The organism is Streptomyces corchorusii, from assembly GCF_001514055.1.
Classification (GTDB): domain Bacteria; phylum Actinomycetota; class Actinomycetes; order Streptomycetales; family Streptomycetaceae; genus Streptomyces; species Streptomyces olivaceoviridis.
On sequence record NZ_KQ948375.1, the window covers coordinates 14,171 to 31,194 of the forward strand.

Consider the following 17,024-nt stretch of genomic DNA (forward strand, 5'->3'; position numbering starts at 1 on the left):
CCCCGGACCGGCCGATAAAATCAGAGCACCTTTACGGTTCTTCAATTGATCCCCCGTGCGATCGTCCCGCGATCCGCGACTCAGCGCGATGCAATACCGCACCATAATCGCACTGACGGGTTCGGTACGATCACCATGGCCGTCTTTCGGTCACCTCGCCCCGCCGCTTATCCCCGCACGAGCCGGCTCTCGTACAACTCGCGCACCGCGCGACGGTCGACCTTCCCGCTGGGCAGCAGCGGAAGCCTGGTCACGGCGAACGCGGCATCGGGGGCCTCCGCGCCCAGGACCTTGCGCAGCACCCGCAGCAGTCCGCCGGTCTCCCGGCCCTCCTCGCTCTCCACCGCGACGACGACGCGTGGATCGTCGGCCGGACCGGCCTGGGTGCAGCACGCCGCCCGCAGCCCTCCGTGTTCGACGGCGGCTGCCTCCACGCGCGCGGTGTCGACGAACACCCCGCGCCGCTTGACCAGCGAGTCGAGCCGTCCCGCGATCACCAGGTTCCCGGCGGCATCGAGGTGGCCGCGGTCCTGGGTCCGGAAGACGGTGCGCCCGCCCTCGCGCCGGAGCCGGGCCCGGTCCTGCGCGCTGGACGCGTCCGGCAGATAGCCCAGGGAACCGAACGGCGACTCGATGTCCACACCGGTCACGTGCCCGCCGTCCGAGGCGTCGGTGCCCTCGGGGCGCAACCGCACGACCGTTCCGGGCAGGGCGGTGCCCACCGGCTGCAATCCCGGCGTGGGGGGATCGGGGACCCGGTACGCGAACTTCGCCAGCGTCATCTCCGAGGGCCCGTAGAGGTTCATCACCGCGGTGCGCGGCGCCACCCGGCGCCAGCGGTGCACGTGCACGTCGTGGAGCGGCTCGCCGGCGAACAGCGTCCAGCGCAGGGCGGTGCTCGCCACCCCGTCGGCGGCCTCGGCCCAGCGGGCGGCCAGGCTCGGTACGGCGTGCACGACGTCCACACCGCGCTCGGCCAGGAACGGCAGCACCCGTTGGGGGGCGGAGCGGGGCGCGGGGCCCGACGCGTGCAGTTCACCGCCGGTGCACAGCGGCAGCAGCATGTCGCGGAAGACGACGTCGAACGCGGGGGAGGTCAGCATGGCGACGCGGGTGCCCGGGGCGACGCCCAGTTCCCGGCTCTCCCAGTCGACGAAGTGCACCAGACCGGCCGCCTGGCCGACGATGCCCTTCGGCGTGCCCTGGCTGCCCGACGAGAACACGACGTATCCCGCCTCCGCCGCCAGCACCCGCGGCGCCGGCACCCCTGGTGCGATGTCCCGGCGCGCCACGTCGACGAGCGCGCCGGGGCGTGCGGCGGCGAGGACGTCCGCGACCCGGCCCTGCGGCAGCAGGCTGTCGACCAGCACCGGGACCAGGCCGGCGGAGCGCGCCGCGAGAAACACGGCCGGGGTCTCCCCCGCACCGTCGGTGAGCACGGCGATCGTGGTGTGCGGGGGCAGCCCGAGGGCCGCCAGGCGCCCGGTCCACCACCGGACCCGTTCCCACAACCCGTCGTAGGACAGGCGGTCGCCGTTCTCGTCCACGACGGCGCACCGGGTCGGGTACGCGGCGGCGACGGCCGCCACGCGGCTCACGATGGGGCAGGGCTGCGGCATCGGTGTTCTCCTCATCAGTCGAAAGCGTTGCGGCCGTCGTGCCGGGCGCGCTTCTCGTGCCAGCGGTGGGCCAGCCACGCCGCCACCGCCCAGGCGGCCCCGACCGCGACCTCGGCCAGCAGGTGTCCCTGCCAGGGCCGGCCGGCGAGGAGGGCGCGCAGGGCCAGCAGGCCGTTGCGGACGGGCAGTACCACGCCGAGGTCGTCGAGCCACGGCACGCGGGCGGCCGGCCCCACGATGCCGCCGGCGGCGATGATCAGGTAGACGAGGGAGTTCCCCAGCATGATCTCCAGGTCGTGGCCGACGCCCAGGACGGTGAGGGCGAGGGCGGCGGCCATGCTGGTCGTCACCATCAGCAGGAACACCGGCCACAGCGCCAGCAGTCGTACGCCCAGCGGCAACTGCCCGATGACCGCGCCCACGCACACGGCGCTGAGCACCATGGTGATCATCGCCTCGGCCAGCCACGGCAGGGAACGCAGTCCCAGGACGGCGACGGTCGGCAGCCGCCCGAGCCGCAGCCGGGTGTACGTCCCCATCGTCCTGTCCGTCAGCAGGACGGTGGCCACGCCCACCGAGGCCGGCGGGGCGACCGCCAGCGCCACGGCACCCACGAACGCGAACGACTCGCCGCCCTGGGTGCCCACGGCACCGAGGAGCGTGTACATCAGGCATTGCAGCACTCCCCGCGGCCAGCTGGTGAGGACGCTCAGGCGCCATGGATTGGCCGCCAGGTGGTCCCGCAGGCCGACTCGGGCCGTCTCGGCGTACGCCCAAACCCGTTCGCTAGACAAGGTCGAGGGTTCCCTTCGCTCGTACCCGGTCCCCGACGCGCCGGTAGGCGTAGCCGCCGGCGATCGCGTATCCGGCGGTCAGGACGAGGACCATGGCGAGCGCCCCGGGGCGGGGCGTCCCGGAGCTCGCGCCGACCAGGAACTCCCTCGCCCAGTGCAGGCTGATCAGCCCCGACAGCGGGCGCAGCGGGACGGGCAGCCACGTCAGGGGGGTGAGCAGCCCGCTGAGCAGGAAGACCGGATACATCAGGGCGCTGGAGATCTGGGGGCCGGACCGGCTCAGCAGGTACACGCAGGCCAGCGCGGCCCCCATCACGAGCCCGGAGACGAACAGCGCGGCCAGCCCGGCCAGCGTCCACAGCGGGCTGGCCACGGCTATCGGCTGCCGCAGGACGACCAGCCCGCAGGCGAGGGTCACGATGATCAGCAGCCCGGAGACGAGGCTGGCACCGAGCGAGCGGCCGATCAGCACCAGGCGGAAGTCACGGGCTCCGGTCAGGCACGCCGCCAGCGTGCCGTCGGCGCGGTCGCGCTGGAGGATGCCCGCGCTGGCCCACACGGTGAACGACCAGAACCCGACCAGGAGTATGCCGACGACCGCGCTGGTCGCCTCGGCCTCGCCGGTCCGGTGGGTGCGCCCCACGGTGACCGACAGCAGCACCGCGGGCTGGATGATGCCGAGCAGGACGGACCACCGCCACGAGGCCACGAACACGGCCATCTGGTGGCGAGCGCTGGCGACGACCACGTCGAGCGAACCGAGCGGCCCGTTCATGCTTGCAGCCGCGCGGCCAGGGCGGTGAACGCCTCTTCCAGTCGGGTCTCGCGGACCAGCACGTCGTCCACGCGTGATTCCGAGAAGACGACGCCGAGTTGGCCGAAGAGCTCGGCGCTCCAGGCGCGCAGGCGCAGGTCGAGTTCCCAGGAGGTCCCGTCGCCCCGCAACTCGGTGCCGACCACGGAGGCGGGCAGCCGCAGGTCGTCGACCGCCGGCAGGCGGCCGTGCCCGCGGACCGTGACGGTCGCGGCGTGCCCCGACTTCGTCACCAGCTCGGCCGGGGTGAGGTCCTCCACGATCCGGCCGCCCGACAACAGCAGCACCCGGTCCGCCAGCCGCTCCACGTCCAGCAGGTAGTGGCTGGTCAGCAGGATGCCCACGCCCTCGTCGCGAAGCGACGTGATGCCCTCGCGCAGGCGCTGGGCCTCCAGCGGGTCCAGCCCGACGGTGGGCTCGTCGAGCAGCAGGACCCGGGGCCGGACCATGAGGCCGATCGCCAGGTGCAGCCGTTGCCGCATGCCCTTGGAGTACGTCTCCACCCTCCGGTCCGCGGCGGCGGTCAGGTTCACCTGCTCCAGCACGCTGTCCGCCCGGCCCCGGATGTCGCGGCGGCGCAGCCCGGCGAGCATGCCGAAGAAGCGGAGGTTGTCACGTCCGGTCAGCCGTGCGTACAGCCCCCGGTCCCCGCCGAACACCACGCTGGCGGCGGCGCGGGCCCGCTCCGGTTCCCGGGCGACGTCGTGGCCGGCCACGCGGGCGTGTCCGCAGGACGGCAGCAGGAGGGTGGCGAGGATCTTGATCAGTGTGGTCTTCCCCGCGCCGTTGCTGCCGAGCAGCGCCACCGTCTCGCCGAAGTCACAGCGGAAGGAGGCGTCGGACAGGGCGGTGAGCAGGTGCCAGCCCTCGCCGAACGTACGGCCCACACCCTCCACTTCGATGGCGGCTTGAGTCATGTCCATTCACCCCGGTTCGCGGTGGAGTCCACCAGCACCTCGCTCTCGTACCGGCGCAGCGTCCGGTGGTCCCGTTCGATCTGGCCGGCGTCGCGGTGGGCCAGCAGGGCCCAGCCGAGGGTCAGCGTCGACAGCAGGTGCGACGTCTGCTCGACGTGATCACCGTCGGACACGCCGACCTTGAGGTAGCGGCAGCTGGGCAGGGCGCCGATCCGCCGGTAGGCGTCGGTGTTGGTCACCGTGCCCGCACGGGACGCGATGAAGTACACGGCCCGTACGGCCCGGCGCAGTTCGTAGTCGGCCCGGATCGGCGCGCCGCCGGACAGGTACGCGACCAGCCGGTCGATGCCGCTCTCGCCGTTGGCCAGCGCGCAGGCGCGCGGCAGCCCGCCGCCGGGCAGCCGGACGCCGGTCTCGATGATGCGCGGGCCGTCCGCGGTGGCCATGATCTCGGTGTGCGCGAAGCCGAACCGCACCCCGAGGGCGTCCAGTCCGGCGCGGACGTGGGCGATGAGCTCCGCGTTGTCCGGCGCGTCGAACGGCAGGAAGTCCATGCTCTCGTAGACCGCGAAATGGGCGCCGTTCGGCACCTTGCGGTAGCGGCAGACGTTGGTGACCGTGTGCCGCCCGTCGGCGGTGAAGGTGTCCACCGCGTACTCGGGACCGTGAAGGCGTTCCTGGACGATCACCTCTCGCGTCGGGACGCCGAGCGCGCTGGTGAACGCCAGCGACGTGGCCAGCGCCTCGTCCAGACCGGCGCCCCCGGGCAGCAGGGTCAGTCCCTCGCTGCCGGCGGCCAGCACCGGCTTCATCACCAGGTCCTGTCCCTCAAGGCCCTGATCGGCGATCCAGCGGCGGATCGCGCCGGCGTCGCCGGCGGTGACCGACCTGATGGCGGGGAGCCCGGCCGCGGCGAAGGCCCGCATCATCGCGCCCTTGTGCCGCCGTGCCCCGTCGAGGCCGGCCGCGTTGGCCCGGTCCGGGGTGAGTGCGCGTGCGAGGGTGTCGGCCAGTTCGACCCCGCTCTCCGATCCGGCCACGACGGCCGTCGGCCGCCATGCGGACAGCGCGTCCACGAGGGCCGGCACTCCGACGCGCTCGGAGTAGGTCGCGGCGAAGTCGTCCGGCCGGAAGGCCGCGTGGAAGTACGGCGCCGGTTCGGGCACCGAGGTCACCGCGAGGGTGACGGCCCCGGCCCGGCGCAGGGGTGCGGCCAGGGCGACTCCGGACGAGTAGGGGTCGACGATGACGACGACGTTGCCGGTCATGTCTCGGGGCTCCCGTCGGCGGGGATGGTGGCGAGCGTGTCGTGGGCGACGAGGCGCAGCTCCGCCGCGTAGCGGTGGCCGGCCGCGTCCCGGAGCCAGGTCTCGTCCGGCCCGGGAAGCATCTCGGAGAGGACGAGGTGTCCGCCGGTCCCGTCCCGGCGTGCCGCGGACACGGTCTGCACGAGCAGCTCCACATAGGGCGGACTGTCGAAGTCGACGTAGAACGGCTTCACTTCGAGCGGCGACTTGACGAAGACGTGCCGGGGCAGCCCGTTGTCGCGTCGCCATGCGCGGACCGAGACGTACCGGCCGGCCTCGCCCGGTACGTCCGCGAACGACAGCGTGTCCGGGGCGAACGTCCAGCGCCGCCGCGCGACGACCATCCGGTCGATGGTCACCCGGGGTGTCGGCCGGTCCGACGGGAACATGTCGAAGGCCTGCATCACCGCGGCGCGCAGCGGGCCGGTGAACAGGTCGAGCGCGTCGAACCGCCTGCCCGCGACCGACAGGTGCAGCCCGTCGCCGTCGGCGACCACCGGCACGTCGGCGCCCAGATGGACGCGCCCGCGCCGGGGCAGCGGGATGTTGGGCATGAGGACCAGCACGTCGTCGGTCTCCCGGACGAGGACCGGGTGGGAGCGCGCGGTCAGTCTCGGCCGTGCCTCGCGGGGCAGCGCGACCAGCAGCCGGCCGGCCGGGTGGTCCGCGTCCAGGCAGGCGATGAGCTCGTCGCGCCGGGACCGGGTGGCATGGGCCCACGCGAAGTCCAGGCTGTTGACCGCGGGATGCACCTCGCCGAGCACGAGCCGGAAGTCGCCGCGGCGGACGGCGGACTGGTCGGCGGCGGCGATCATGACATCGGGGCTGCACCAGCGCGCCTCGGTCCACCCCGCCTCGTCGGCGGGGAAACGCTCGCGGGCGCCGGCCTCGATGTCCGCGAGGCGGTACGTCACGCGGGTCGCGTCCGGCGGTACGTCGAGCAGGCCGGCCCAGCGCCGCTGGAGTTCGGCGACCGCGTCCGCGACCAGCGCGTCGAGGCGGCCCGTGAGCCACGGCATGCAGGCCGTCCAGAGCTCCGTCGCGCTCGGTGTGCCGCAGGTGGCGGCCAGCTTCCGGTGGGCCTCGCGGACCGGGCCGAGCAGGCCCCGGCGGATGTGGGCGAGCAGCCACCGGACACTGCGCAGGACCGGGCCGAGCGGGGCCAGCGCGGCCACCAGCTCCCCGCCCAGGTCCACCGCCACGTCCCGGCCGCACTCCAGGTAGGTGGGGGTGCGCCCGCCGTACGCCTGACCTTCGTTGCGGACGGCCAGGTGGCCGGTGGCGACGGTGAACGTCTCGTCCAGCGCGGCCATGGCGGCGCGCACGCGGGCGCCGTCGGCCCAGGCGTCGCGCAGCTCCTGCTGGGCGGTCCGCAACCCGTCGAGGACCACGGTGGTCTTCCACCGCTTGTCCGGGTCGGCGCGCTCCAGCAGGGCCGCCAGTTCCGCCTCGGGCCGGACGGACGCGGACAGGTCGAGCCTCCAGATCAGCCAGCGGCGCCGCTGGAGTTCCCGCAGCGCGGCGTCGACCGTGTCGGTGCCGACGCCGAAGCGCGCGGCCAGGCGGGCGATCAGTTCCGCCGCCGGAGTACGCCCGTCCGCGTCGGCCAGCGCGGCCATGGCGAGCGGGTCCACCCGGTGGCGTCCCCGTCCGCCGGGCAGCACCACGTGCTCCGCGGCCAGCGCGATGTGCGGAGCGCGCCGGGGTGCCAGCCACGGGCGCAGGTCGGCCTCCTGCTCCAGCTCCCGGCCGAGCAGGTCGACGACCCAGCTCTCGAAGAAGACCTCGGCGCGGTCGACCAGGCCGGGGCCGGGGGTGACGTCGAGGGCGGGGCCGCCGGGCCGGAGCCGCGCCCAGCCGGTGGGGCCGAAGAAGCCGATCGACTCGTTCTTCGTGCAGTAGCGCTGCCAGTAGCGCGTGAGCGTCCGCTCCCGCTGCCGCCACTTGCTGTTGCGGGCCCCCTCCTGATCGATCTTGTGACGCAGCGGGGCGAGTGCCAGGTCGAACACGTGCCGGTTCTGCCAGGACACCGCGAGCTGGAACCACGGGTCGTCGAGCACGTCGGCCAGGGCGGTCCGGCGCCGCCGCAGGTGGTCCTCCCAGGCCCGCCGGAACGCCGGGTCGGACTCCGGATCGCCGTGCAGGCCGGCAGCGACGCGGTCGGCGGCCGTCGCCACGGTGGTGTCGGCCAGCAGGTCCACCGCGTCGAGGGGGAAGCCGGCGCTGCGCACCATGACGTGGGGCCACAGGGTCCACTCGCTGCCCGGAACCGGGACGGCGGTGTCCGCCGCGGCCGGGACGGGCGTCGCGCTCATCGCCCCACCGCCTGGTAGACGTCGCGTACCAGTTCGTTCTCCAGCGTGTGCAGCAGCGGTTCGCGGACCGCCGTGTTCGACAGGTAGGAGATCACCAGGCCGGTGTCCAGGTCGCCGAGGGCCAGCGCGGTGACGTATCCGGTGTGCCCGACGACCCGGGCGCCGGCGGGCGCGCCGAACAGGACGGGATCGGCGCACAGCCCCCGGCTCCAGTCCAGCTCCAGGTCGTTGAAGTAGCCGTCGCGCAGTCCGGTCCGGCACGGGGTGAAGAAGTGCTCGAAGGCGGCCGGTGAGAACAGCCGCCGGCCGTCCGCCACGCCGCCCGAGACCGCGCATTCGAAGAGGCGCGCCAGCTCACGCGCGGGTCCCCAGATCTCGGTGCCGGGCCACGGGGTGGCCCGGGGCGGCTCGGGGATGCGCATCAGCGGGCCGTTCTCGGGGCGCTGGAAGAGCGCTCCGGAGGGCCTTGCCTCGTCGGCGCCGCCGAAATCCGTGGTGGCGGTCATGCCCAGCGGATCCAGCGCCCACTCCCGGGCCAGGTCGAAGTAGTCCCGGCCGCTGACCCGGCGGACGACCTCCGACAGGATCAGCCAGGCGGCCACGCCGCTGTACCAGGCCCGGGTGCCTGCCGGGTCCTCCAGCGTCCAGCCGCAGACGAACTCCACGGCGGCGTCCCTGCTCATCCGCCATGCCTTGAAGTCGCGTTGCGCGAAGACCGCGGTGTGGGTGAGCAGGTGCTCGACCGTCACCTCCTGCTTGCCGCCGGCGGCGAACTCGGGGATGACGTCGGCGACACGTGTGCCGGTGCTCAGTTCGCCGCGGTCGTGGAGCCGGGCGAGCACGAACACGAGCACCGGTTTGCTCACGCACATCCAGCGCATCCGGTGCGCGGTGGTGAGCGTCTCACCGGGCCGGAACTCGCCGACCGCCACGTCGCACAGCGGCTCACCGTGCCGGGACACGTAGAACTGCACCCCGAGTCGGCCGCGCGGGTTCACCGCGGCGGCCAGCCGGTCCCGCACCCGGGCTTGCAGAGCGTCGGTCACCGTCGTCGTCACTCGAACCTCCTGGGGGTGGCCGCGCCGGTCGGCGCATCGCCGTGGTCCGCCCGCGCGGACGGGGGACGCAGGTCCAGCCGGCGCCGGGGGACCGGCCGGGGACCGCCGTCGTGGGCGGGCTCGTCCGGCAGGGTCAGGCCCAGCTCCTCGTAGACGGCGTCGGAGATCCGCTGCCAGATGCGTTTGCCGAGCACCCGGCCCGGCAGGCCGTTGCCGTTGAAGGAGACGACCAGGTCGTGCCGCGGGTCGGCGAACGCCATCGGCGCCCCGTGCCCCTGGTGCCCGAAGGTGGCGAACGAGCAGGAACTGCCGAAATACGCGTACTGCGGGCCGAGGCGCCGGGTCTCCAGGGTGAGGCCGAGACCGAAGTCGATCAGCGGCGCCTCCTCGAAGAAGCTGGGGCGCTGCGGCTTGATCATCTCCGCGACCGTCCGCTCGTCGAGGATCCCGTCGGCCGGTGCCCACGAGCCGCCGACCGCGCGGGCGCAGAGCAGCTCGTAGAAGCGGCCCAGCGAACGCGCGCTGGCCCACAGTCCGGCGCCCGGGTCGATGGTGCGGTGGAAGGTGCCGCCGGCCAGCACCTCGCGGATCGCTGCGCCCTCCCGCGCGTCGGCGTCGTTCAGATACAGGCCGGTGCGCGGGGCGACGAACGTGCAGACGCGGTTGCCGAGCTCGCGCAGTTCGGACTTGGTGAAGCCGTAGTGCGTCTCCATCCCGAGCGGTCGGCCGATGGTTTCGGCGACGACGTCGTCGAACCGGGCGCCGGTGTGGTGGCGGACGAGTTGGGAGAGCACCAGCCAGGTGAGGACGGAGGCGGAGTACGACGGCTGTTCGCCCGGCCGGTCCTCCGGATGCAGTTCGGCGGCCAGGGCCAGGCCGATCGCCGGCTCGTAGTCCACCGCGAACGGATCGGCGATGCCGCTGCCCGGCGGTCCGGGGGCCGACATCCGCCCGCCGGAGTGGGTGAGCAGGTGGCGGGTGGTGATCGCCGCCTTGCCGCCCGCCGCGAAGGCGGGCAGATAGGTCGCCACCGGCTCGTCCAGGTCGATCAGTCCGTCCTGCCACAGCCGGCAGACGGCCGCCGCGACCAGGGGCTTGCCCGCGCTGAACCAGACGAGCAGGTCGTCGGGGTCCAGCGCGGTCCCGTCGTCGCGCCGGCCCGCCGCCAGGTCGAAGACCGGCCGTCCGCGGACCGAGACGTAGAGCTGGACACCGAGATGGCGCTGCGGACCGATCGCTTCGAAGAGCGCCCGGGCCAGTTCACCTTCCGGCTGTTTCATGGCTCACCTCCTGTCGTGATGGCCTCTGGTCCCGGCGCGTCCAGCGCTCGGTCAGGGCCTGCCGGTCGACCTTGTCCGTCGAGGTGCGGGGCAGCGCCGGGACGAGCTCGATGTGGGCGGGCAGCATGTAGGCGGGCAGCCGCGACGCGCAGAAGGCGCCGAGCTGCTGCCGGGTGGCGGCGGTCCGGCTGACCACGAACGCGACGAGCAGGCAGCCGGCCACCTCGTCCGGCACCGCCACCACCGCGCACTCGTCGACCCCGGGATGCTCCTCAAGGTTGCGTTCGACCTCGCGCAGCTCGATGCGGTAGCCACGGCTCTTGACCTGGCTGTCACGCCGCCCCAGGAACGCGAGGACCCCGTCGGCGCCCCGGACGACCAGGTCGCCGGTCCGGTAGGCCGGGCCCGGGTGTCTCGTCCCGGGCGGCGGCGTGACCAGGGCGTGGGCGGTGCGTTCGGGGTCACCCCAGTAGCCCTGCATCACGGTGGGGCCGAGCACCAGCAGCTCGCCGACCTCTCCGGGGCCGGCGGGCCGGCCGTCGTCGCCGAGCACGAGGACTTCGGTGCCGTCGACCGGCCGGCCGATGGGGATGTCCTCGTCGTCGCGGGGCGGGTCCGTCACCTCCTGCCAGGTGCACACGTTGGTCTCGGTCGGGCCGTACAGGTTGGCGAAGCGGGCGTGCGGCAGCAGCCCCATCAGACGGCGCAGGTGCCGGGCCGGGAACACCTCGCCGGCGAACAGCACGGTCCGCAGCTGCGGCAGGTCACCCGGTGACAGACCGCCCCGCGCGGCCAGCATGACCAGCAGGGACGGGACCGAGTACCACACGGTGATGCCCTGTTCGGCCACCAGCCGCGTCAGCAGCGGGGGGAACGCGGCCAGCCGGCGCGGTACCAGGACGACGGCGGCGCCGGCCCTGGCCGCGGCGAACACGTCCAGGACGGACAGGTCGAAGTGCAGGGGGGCCAGGCTGGAGAGCCGGTCGGTCATGTCCAGCCGGAAGGTCCGGGCCGCCCAGTCCACGAAGGCGCGGCCGTTGCCGTGCGAGAGCATGACTCCCTTGGGCGTACCGGTCGAGCCGGAGGTGTAGAGGACGTAGGCGAGGTCGCTCTCGGTCACGGGAGCCTGCGGCGCTCGTGCCGGAAGCTCCCGTATCGCCTCGGCGCCGACCGCCCTGACTCCGGGCGGGCTGTCGGGGCGTTCCTCGTCCAGGACCAGCACCAGCGCCGGTGAGACGCCGACCGCCGGGAGGGCGGACCACTGGTCGCGCAGCCGCCCCGACGTGACGAGGGTGCGCACGCCGCAGTCGGCGAGGATGGCGCCCACCCTGGCGAGCGGTGCGTCGGGGTCCACGGGCACGTAGGCCGCGCCCGCCTTGAGGATCCCGTAGAGGCCGGTGAGCGCCTCGATGGACTTCTCCAGGTACAGGCCGACCCGGTGGCCGGGGCCGATGCCCTCGCGGGCCAGGCTGCGGGCCACCCGGTTCGCGCCGGCGTCGAGTTCGCCGTAGCTGACGGCGCGGTCGCCGTCCACCACCGCGACGGCGTCGGGGTCGTGTGCGGCGGCGTCCGCCAGCAGTTCGTGCAGCAGACCGCTCACAGGCCGAGGCTCCTTGCCACGATGTTCCGCAGGACGTCCGACGTCCCGGAGTAGAACCGGCCGGCCAGCGCGTCCCGCACCTGTCGCTCCAGGCCCGAGGCGGCCAGGTAGCCGTTGCCGCCGTGGATCTGCAAGGCGTCCAGGCTCGACTGCACCAGGGATTCGCTCAGGTGCAGTTTGACCAGGGCGGGCTCGCCGGGCGACTGCCGGCCGCCGTCCCGCTGCCAGCCCAGCTGGTACAGCAGCAGGCGGGAGGTCTCCAGCCGCAGCTTCATGTCGACCAGGCGGTGCGCCACCGCCTGGAACCCACCGATCGGCTGCCCGAACCGCTCGTGTTCCCTGGCGTACGCGGTGCTGCGCTCCAGCAGGTGGCGCATGACACCGACGGCACTGGCCATGATGCAGGCCCGCTCCCAGTCCATGGCCAGGTTGAACACGGCCATGCCGGCACCGAGGTGTCCGAGCAGGGCGTCGGCCGGCACCCAGCAGTCGGTGAGGGTGAGCTCTCCCATCGGCACGGTGCGCAGGCCCATCTTCGCCACCGGTTCGCTCACCTGGAGGCCGGCCGTGTGCCGGTCGACCAGGAACGCGGACAGTCCGCCGATGCCGCCGGCCGGATCGGTCTGTGCGATGACCACGATCAGGTCGGCGATCGGGGCGTTCGTCACCAGGGTCTTGACGCCGTTGAGCAGGTAACCGCCCTCCTTGGCGACCGCCGTGGTGGACAGCCGGTACGCGTCGGACCCGGATCCGGGCTCCGTCATGGCCAGTGCGCCGATGAGCGAGCCGTCCGAGAGCCCCGGCAACCAGCGCGCCCGCTGTCGGTCGCTGCCGAACTCGCGTACGGGCAGCACGCAGCCCCACAGATGGGCGTTGATCCCGAACAGGAGCCCGTTGTCCCGGCAGGCGTAACCGAGCGCCTCCAGGGTGGCCATGACGGTGAGCCGGTCGGCGCCGGCACCGCCGTACTCGGCCGGGCTGGGCAGCCCGAGCAGGCCGAACCGTCCGCACCGCCGCCAGCCCTCGTGCCAGAAGATGCCCTCCGCGTCGCGCCGCTCGACGTCGTCGGCGAGTTGCTCGGACCCGAAGCGGACGACGTCGTCGATCCGCGCCTGCTGCTCAGGTGACCATGAGAAGTCCACCGGATCGTCCTTCCTCGATGGGCCGGCCGGTCAGCCGGCCACGGCGGCGGGGACGGGGTTCAGGCCGCGGCGCCTGACCTCGTCACCGAGGAGGCGGTCGTACGTACCGAAGTTCCGGTCGGTCTCGCCGGGCCAGACGTTGAACGGCAGGTTGAAGGAGACCGCCTCGCAGCGCGCACGCCCGGGGAACGAGCCGCGCACGGTCCGGCCGGTGTCCTGGAAGACGACACCGCCGAGCTGCACCGCGTCGGCCGCGCGGTACTGGAAGATCAGGCCGCGCCTGGGCCGGCCGGCGTGGTTGGGCCCGGAGGAGTGGAGCGCGAGGCAGTGGTGGATGCTGACGCTGCCGGCCGGCACCTCGATGGCGGCGATGCGGCTCTCGTCCGCCCACATCCGGCTCTCCTGGCAGTGGGCGAGGAAGATGCCGTTGCCGTCGGTGTGGTCGAGCAGGCCCTCCTTGTGGCTCCCCCGTACGACCCTCATGGCGCCGTTCTCCACGGTGGTGTCGTCAAGGTAGATGAAGGCGGACACGAGCGAGGTGTTGGAGTGCGGCAGGAAGGCGAAGTCCTGGTGCCACCGGACGCCGCCCTTGCCCACCGCGTCCGGCGTCCACGCCATCTTCGAGTGGTGGATCTGGATGTCCGGGCCGATCAGTGACTCCACCGCGTCCAGGATCCGCTCGTGGGCGCCGAACTCCCACAGCGTGGGGTTCACGGCGGCGATGTCGTAGTCGTGCACGGTGCGTTCGGCACCCCCGTGGCCTTCTCGGAGCCCTTGGGCGTGGGCGCTGTCGGCGACGTCGATGATCGTCGCGACCTCCTCCTTCGTCAGCAGCCCGGGCAGGGCGAGGAAGCCGTCTTCGTCGAACCGGGCACGCTGCTCTGCACTCAGCGGAAAACTCATGGCACTGATCCCTCCGGATCCGGATGGTGAGGTGGGGTGTCGAGGACGGGGTGGCGCGGTGTGCGGTGCCCGTCGTCAGGACAGCAGTTCGGCCAGCTGGGGCCTGAGGATCTTCCCGGTGGCCGTGCGGGGTACGGCGTCGAGTTCGACGAAGCGCCGCGGCAGCACGGCGGCGGCGAACGAGGCGGCCAGGTGCGCCCGCAGATCGGGACGCTCCTCGCCCTCGAAGACGACCGCCGCCGCGATCTGCTCGCCGGTCAGCCGGTGCGGGAGACGGGCGCACGCGGCGTCCCGTACGCCGGGCACGGCCCGCAGCAGCCGTTCCATCTCCTCCAGCGAGACGCTTTCGCCCCCGATCTTGGCGATGTTCTTGCTGCGTCCGGTGATGAAGTAGAACTCCCTGCCGTCGTCCTCGTCCCGGACCGCGTAGCCCAGGTCCTGGGAGTGGAACCAGCCGCCCAGGAAGGCGGCGGCGGTCGCCTCCTCGTTGCCCGCGTACCGGCTCATCACGTTGTGACCGCGCATGCAGATCTCGCCGATCTCGCCGGGGTCGGCGCGGCTGCCGTCGCTGCGCAGCACCGCCATCTCGTTGCCGTGGACGGCCGTGCCGATGGACGGGATCTCCGCGTCGTACAGCAGCCGCCGGCAGGACTCGGCGGACAGGTCGGGCGGCATCGTCGCGGAGAAGTTCGTGGTCTCGGTCAGCCCGTACCCCTGGATGACGGGCACGCCCAGCCTCCGCCGCACCTCCCGGGCGGTCCGTGTGGTCAGCGGCGCGGCTGCGGAGACGAAGTACTCGAATTCGCCGGGCAGCGCCTGGCCGCGGAAGGTGTGGACGAGCCCTTCCAGCACGCTGGGGACGACGCTGGCCAGACGGGGCCGGAACCTGGCGAGCAGTCCGGGGTAGCGGAACGGGTCGAACTCGTGGGCCAGGACCAGGTGGGCACCCGCGGCCACCGTGCCGAGCACCGTGAAGTGCAGGCCGTTGACGTGGTGCAGGGGCAGGCAGCCGAGGATGCGGTCCCCGGGCTTCAGCCGGTGGTGCCCGGTCACCGCGGTCGCGTTGACCGTCGCGTTGTACCGGGACTGTGCGACCAGCTTGGCGGCGGCCGTCGAGCCGGACGTGCCGAAGAAGAAGGCGTCCGAGGCCGGGTCCGGTGCGCTCCCGGTCACCTCGGACGGTGTGCCGGTCAGCTCGGGCACGCCGGGGAGGGCGAGCGAGGCGAGTCCCGGCGCCGCCGGGACCGCGGGGGACCGCAGCAGGAGTGTGACGTCCATGGCGTCGAGGAGCTGCCGGGTCCGTCCGGGCGGGTCGTCGGGGCTGAGCATCAGCATCGGGTGCCCGGCCCGCAGCAGCCCCAGGATCGCCACGACCGACGCGGCGTCGTTGCGGGGCATCAGGCCGACCACCGTGCCGGGCGGCGGGCCGGCCGTGCGGCGCAGCCAGTCGGCCATGAGCCGGCCGGCCGTGTCCACCTCGCGGTAGGACAGCGTCGTCTCGGTCCCGTCGGCCGCGACGGTGGTGAGACAGGGCGCTCCGGCACGCGATGCCGCGTGCCGCGTCAGGCGGCTGATGATGTCGTCGTGGAGCGGCCAGGGCGGGCCGAACGGCGTACCCCGGTAGGTGTGCGCCCTGGCGTGGTCGTCCCGGGTGTCCGTGGCGGCGGACGTCAGCGGACCAGGCACGGTGTCGCCTCCAGGTGGTCCTTCAGGCGGTCCAGCGCCGTGGACAGGTCTGCCCAGCCACGCGAGGTGGTGATCCGGCTGACGTTTCCGGAGAGGCAGAAGTTGAGTATCCCGGGGTAGACCGAGACACCTGTCTCGCGGAGCAGGTCGCGGAAGCAGCGGTAGGAGTCGTCCCAACCGGGGAACTCGACCGCCGCGTTGATGGAGTAGTGCGGCCGGTGCACCACGGCGCTGGTGTCGGCCAGGCGGGCCACCGCGGCGTCGCGCAGCACGGTCAGTGCCCCCTCGCGGCCGCGCCGGTCCTGCCGGTACGACCGGTAGGCGCGGCCCAGCCGGTCCAGGTCCAGTCCGTAGCCCGGCTCGAACCCGGCCAGCTCCGCCGGTCCGGGCTCGTCCAGTCCTTCGACGAGCCAGCGCTCCATCGAGGCCAGGAACTCGACCACGGTGTAGAAGAAGGACGGCGGTCCGCCGAAGGACGTCGACGCGTACTCGTAGTACTCACCGATGAACCGCTCGTCCGCGGTGATCCAGCCGACCTTCAGCCCCGGCGCGGACCACGCCTTGGACAGGCTCGACACCCGGACGACGTTGGGCGCGGCCCGCCGGGCCGATGCGCGGTGAACCGGTCCCAGCCACTCGTGGCACTCGTCGAGGACGATCATCGTGGTCGGACTGGCGGTCGCGATCAGCCGGGCCAGGTCGGCTTCCCGGACCGCCGCCCCGGTGGGATTGCCGACCGTTTGCAGCATGACGAGGGGGGTGGACGGGGTCAGCGCCTCGATGAGCGGGTTCAGGTCCGTGACACCGTCCACGGACGGCAGCGGTACCAGCTGGACCGGCCGGCGGCGGGCGATCGTCTCCACGAGCGGCGGGTAGTTGGGGATGCCGCACAGGGCCCGGCCGGCGGAGTTCTCCAGGATGAAGTCGGCGAGACTGCTCACCGCGAACGTGCCGCCCATGGTGAGGGCGATCCGGTCGGCCGTGTAGGAGGCGCCTTCGATGCGGGCGTTCTCGTAGGCCGCGACCGCCTCCCGGGCCGAGGTACGGCCGCGCGAGTCCGAGTAGCCGTACCAGTCACGCTCCAGTGCGTACCGAATGCACTCCTTGAGCGTCTCGGGCAGTCCCCACAGCTCCTCCTGGACCGCGCCGCTGGACATGACGAGCAGGTCCGGCGAGGCCAGCTCGCCGTAGAGGTCGTCGCGGAAGTACCAGTTGAACAGCTCCTTGACGAACCGCACGGTCGCCCGGGAGCGCAGCACCTCGTCGGCCGTCACATCGCGGCGACGGGAGGCAGAGCGCCACTGGTCGGCCAGCCACGGCCGGCCGCTGTGCCGGCCCAGCTCGTGCTCCACCCGGCCGAGCCAGAGGTTGCGCAGTTCCAGGGGGTCCCCCGGGTCCTTCGCATGGCGGTACACATCGAGCATGCGCTCGTCCACGCCGGGCAGCAGGACCGCGTGTGAGTCCTCCGCCCGGCGGGCGGCCGCCGCGGCCTCCGCCGGCACCGGTGCGGGCCGCGGATCGGGGATGCGCGAGAAGAGTTGCACTGCGACTCCGATGGTTGTGGGTACGGGACTGACCGGTACGGCGGT

Annotated in this window: 13 protein-coding genes; all 13 read right to left on the reverse strand. The window is 73.1% G+C overall.

Going from position 1 to position 17,024, the window contains the following annotated elements; all coding sequences use genetic code 11:
* Positions 1–167: 167 nt before the first annotated feature.
* Positions 168–1,619, reverse strand: coding sequence for an AMP-binding protein (locus AQJ11_RS40565; protein WP_059266760.1), 1,452 nt, complete (start codon positions 1,617–1,619; stop codon positions 168–170).
* A 14-nt stretch (positions 1,620–1,633) separates the two neighbouring features.
* Complete coding sequence (locus AQJ11_RS40570) at positions 1,634–2,413, reverse strand: ABC transporter permease (RefSeq protein ID WP_237281260.1); 780 nt, start codon at positions 2,411–2,413, stop codon at positions 1,634–1,636.
* On the reverse strand, positions 2,406–3,188 hold the full coding sequence (locus AQJ11_RS40575) for an ABC transporter permease (RefSeq protein WP_014669220.1): 783 nt from the start codon (positions 3,186–3,188) through the stop codon (positions 2,406–2,408). Before AQJ11_RS40575 ends, AQJ11_RS40570 begins: the two co-directional genes overlap by 8 nt.
* Complete coding sequence (locus AQJ11_RS40580; RefSeq protein ID WP_244218613.1) at positions 3,185–4,144, reverse strand: ABC transporter ATP-binding protein; 960 nt, start codon at positions 4,142–4,144, stop codon at positions 3,185–3,187. Before AQJ11_RS40580 ends, AQJ11_RS40575 begins: the two co-directional genes overlap by 4 nt.
* A complete protein-coding gene (locus AQJ11_RS40585) occupies positions 4,141–5,412 on the reverse strand; it encodes an ATP-grasp domain-containing protein (RefSeq protein ID WP_059266762.1) in 1,272 nt (423 codons plus the stop codon). Before AQJ11_RS40585 ends, AQJ11_RS40580 begins: the two co-directional genes overlap by 4 nt.
* On the reverse strand, positions 5,409–7,766 hold the full coding sequence (locus AQJ11_RS40590) for a lantibiotic dehydratase (RefSeq protein ID WP_059266763.1): 2,358 nt from the start codon (positions 7,764–7,766) through the stop codon (positions 5,409–5,411). The genes AQJ11_RS40585 and AQJ11_RS40590 overlap by 4 nt, the downstream gene beginning before the upstream one ends.
* A complete protein-coding gene (locus tag AQJ11_RS40595) occupies positions 7,763–8,824 on the reverse strand; it encodes a serine hydrolase domain-containing protein (protein ID WP_059266764.1) in 1,062 nt (353 codons plus the stop codon). Before AQJ11_RS40595 ends, AQJ11_RS40590 begins: the two co-directional genes overlap by 4 nt.
* On the reverse strand, positions 8,821–10,104 hold the full coding sequence (locus tag AQJ11_RS40600) for a serine hydrolase domain-containing protein (RefSeq protein WP_059266765.1): 1,284 nt from the start codon (positions 10,102–10,104) through the stop codon (positions 8,821–8,823). Before AQJ11_RS40600 ends, AQJ11_RS40595 begins: the two co-directional genes overlap by 4 nt.
* On the reverse strand, positions 10,085–11,704 hold the full coding sequence (locus tag AQJ11_RS40605) for an amino acid adenylation domain-containing protein (RefSeq protein ID WP_059266766.1): 1,620 nt from the start codon (positions 11,702–11,704) through the stop codon (positions 10,085–10,087). Before AQJ11_RS40605 ends, AQJ11_RS40600 begins: the two co-directional genes overlap by 20 nt.
* Positions 11,701–12,846, reverse strand: coding sequence for an acyl-CoA dehydrogenase family protein (locus tag AQJ11_RS40610; protein ID WP_059266767.1), 1,146 nt, complete (start codon positions 12,844–12,846; stop codon positions 11,701–11,703). The genes AQJ11_RS40605 and AQJ11_RS40610 overlap by 4 nt, the downstream gene beginning before the upstream one ends.
* 30 nt (positions 12,847–12,876) lie before the next feature.
* On the reverse strand, positions 12,877–13,749 hold the full coding sequence (locus AQJ11_RS40615; protein ID WP_014669212.1) for a phytanoyl-CoA dioxygenase family protein: 873 nt from the start codon (positions 13,747–13,749) through the stop codon (positions 12,877–12,879).
* Positions 13,750–13,824: 75 nt separating this feature from the next.
* The gene (locus AQJ11_RS40620) at positions 13,825–15,435 is read right to left on the reverse strand and encodes a class I adenylate-forming enzyme family protein (protein ID WP_059266768.1); all 1,611 of its coding nucleotides are present in this window, start codon (positions 15,433–15,435) and stop codon (positions 13,825–13,827) included.
* Complete coding sequence (locus AQJ11_RS40625) at positions 15,420–16,979, reverse strand: aminotransferase class I/II-fold pyridoxal phosphate-dependent enzyme (RefSeq protein ID WP_014669210.1); 1,560 nt, start codon at positions 16,977–16,979, stop codon at positions 15,420–15,422. Before AQJ11_RS40625 ends, AQJ11_RS40620 begins: the two co-directional genes overlap by 16 nt.
* Positions 16,980–17,024 lie beyond the last annotated feature (45 nt).

Coding starts and splice junctions, on each gene's coding strand:
- AQJ11_RS40615 (WP_014669212.1), bottom strand. CDS start 13,749: ATGAGTTTTCCGCTGAGTGCAGAGCAGCGTGCCCGGTTCGACGAAGAC.
- AQJ11_RS40600 (WP_059266765.1), bottom strand. CDS start 10,104: ATGAAACAGCCGGAAGGTGAACTGGCCCGGGCGCTCTTCGAAGCGATC.
- AQJ11_RS40580 (WP_244218613.1), bottom strand. CDS start 4,144: ATGACTCAAGCCGCCATCGAAGTGGAGGGTGTGGGCCGTACGTTCGGC.
- AQJ11_RS40575 (WP_014669220.1), bottom strand. CDS start 3,188: ATGAACGGGCCGCTCGGTTCGCTCGACGTGGTCGTCGCCAGCGCTCGC.
- AQJ11_RS40565 (WP_059266760.1), bottom strand. CDS start 1,619: ATGCCGCAGCCCTGCCCCATCGTGAGCCGCGTGGCGGCCGTCGCCGCC.
- AQJ11_RS40585 (WP_059266762.1), bottom strand. CDS start 5,412: ATGACCGGCAACGTCGTCGTCATCGTCGACCCCTACTCGTCCGGAGTC.
- AQJ11_RS40590 (WP_059266763.1), bottom strand. CDS start 7,766: ATGAGCGCGACGCCCGTCCCGGCCGCGGCGGACACCGCCGTCCCGGTT.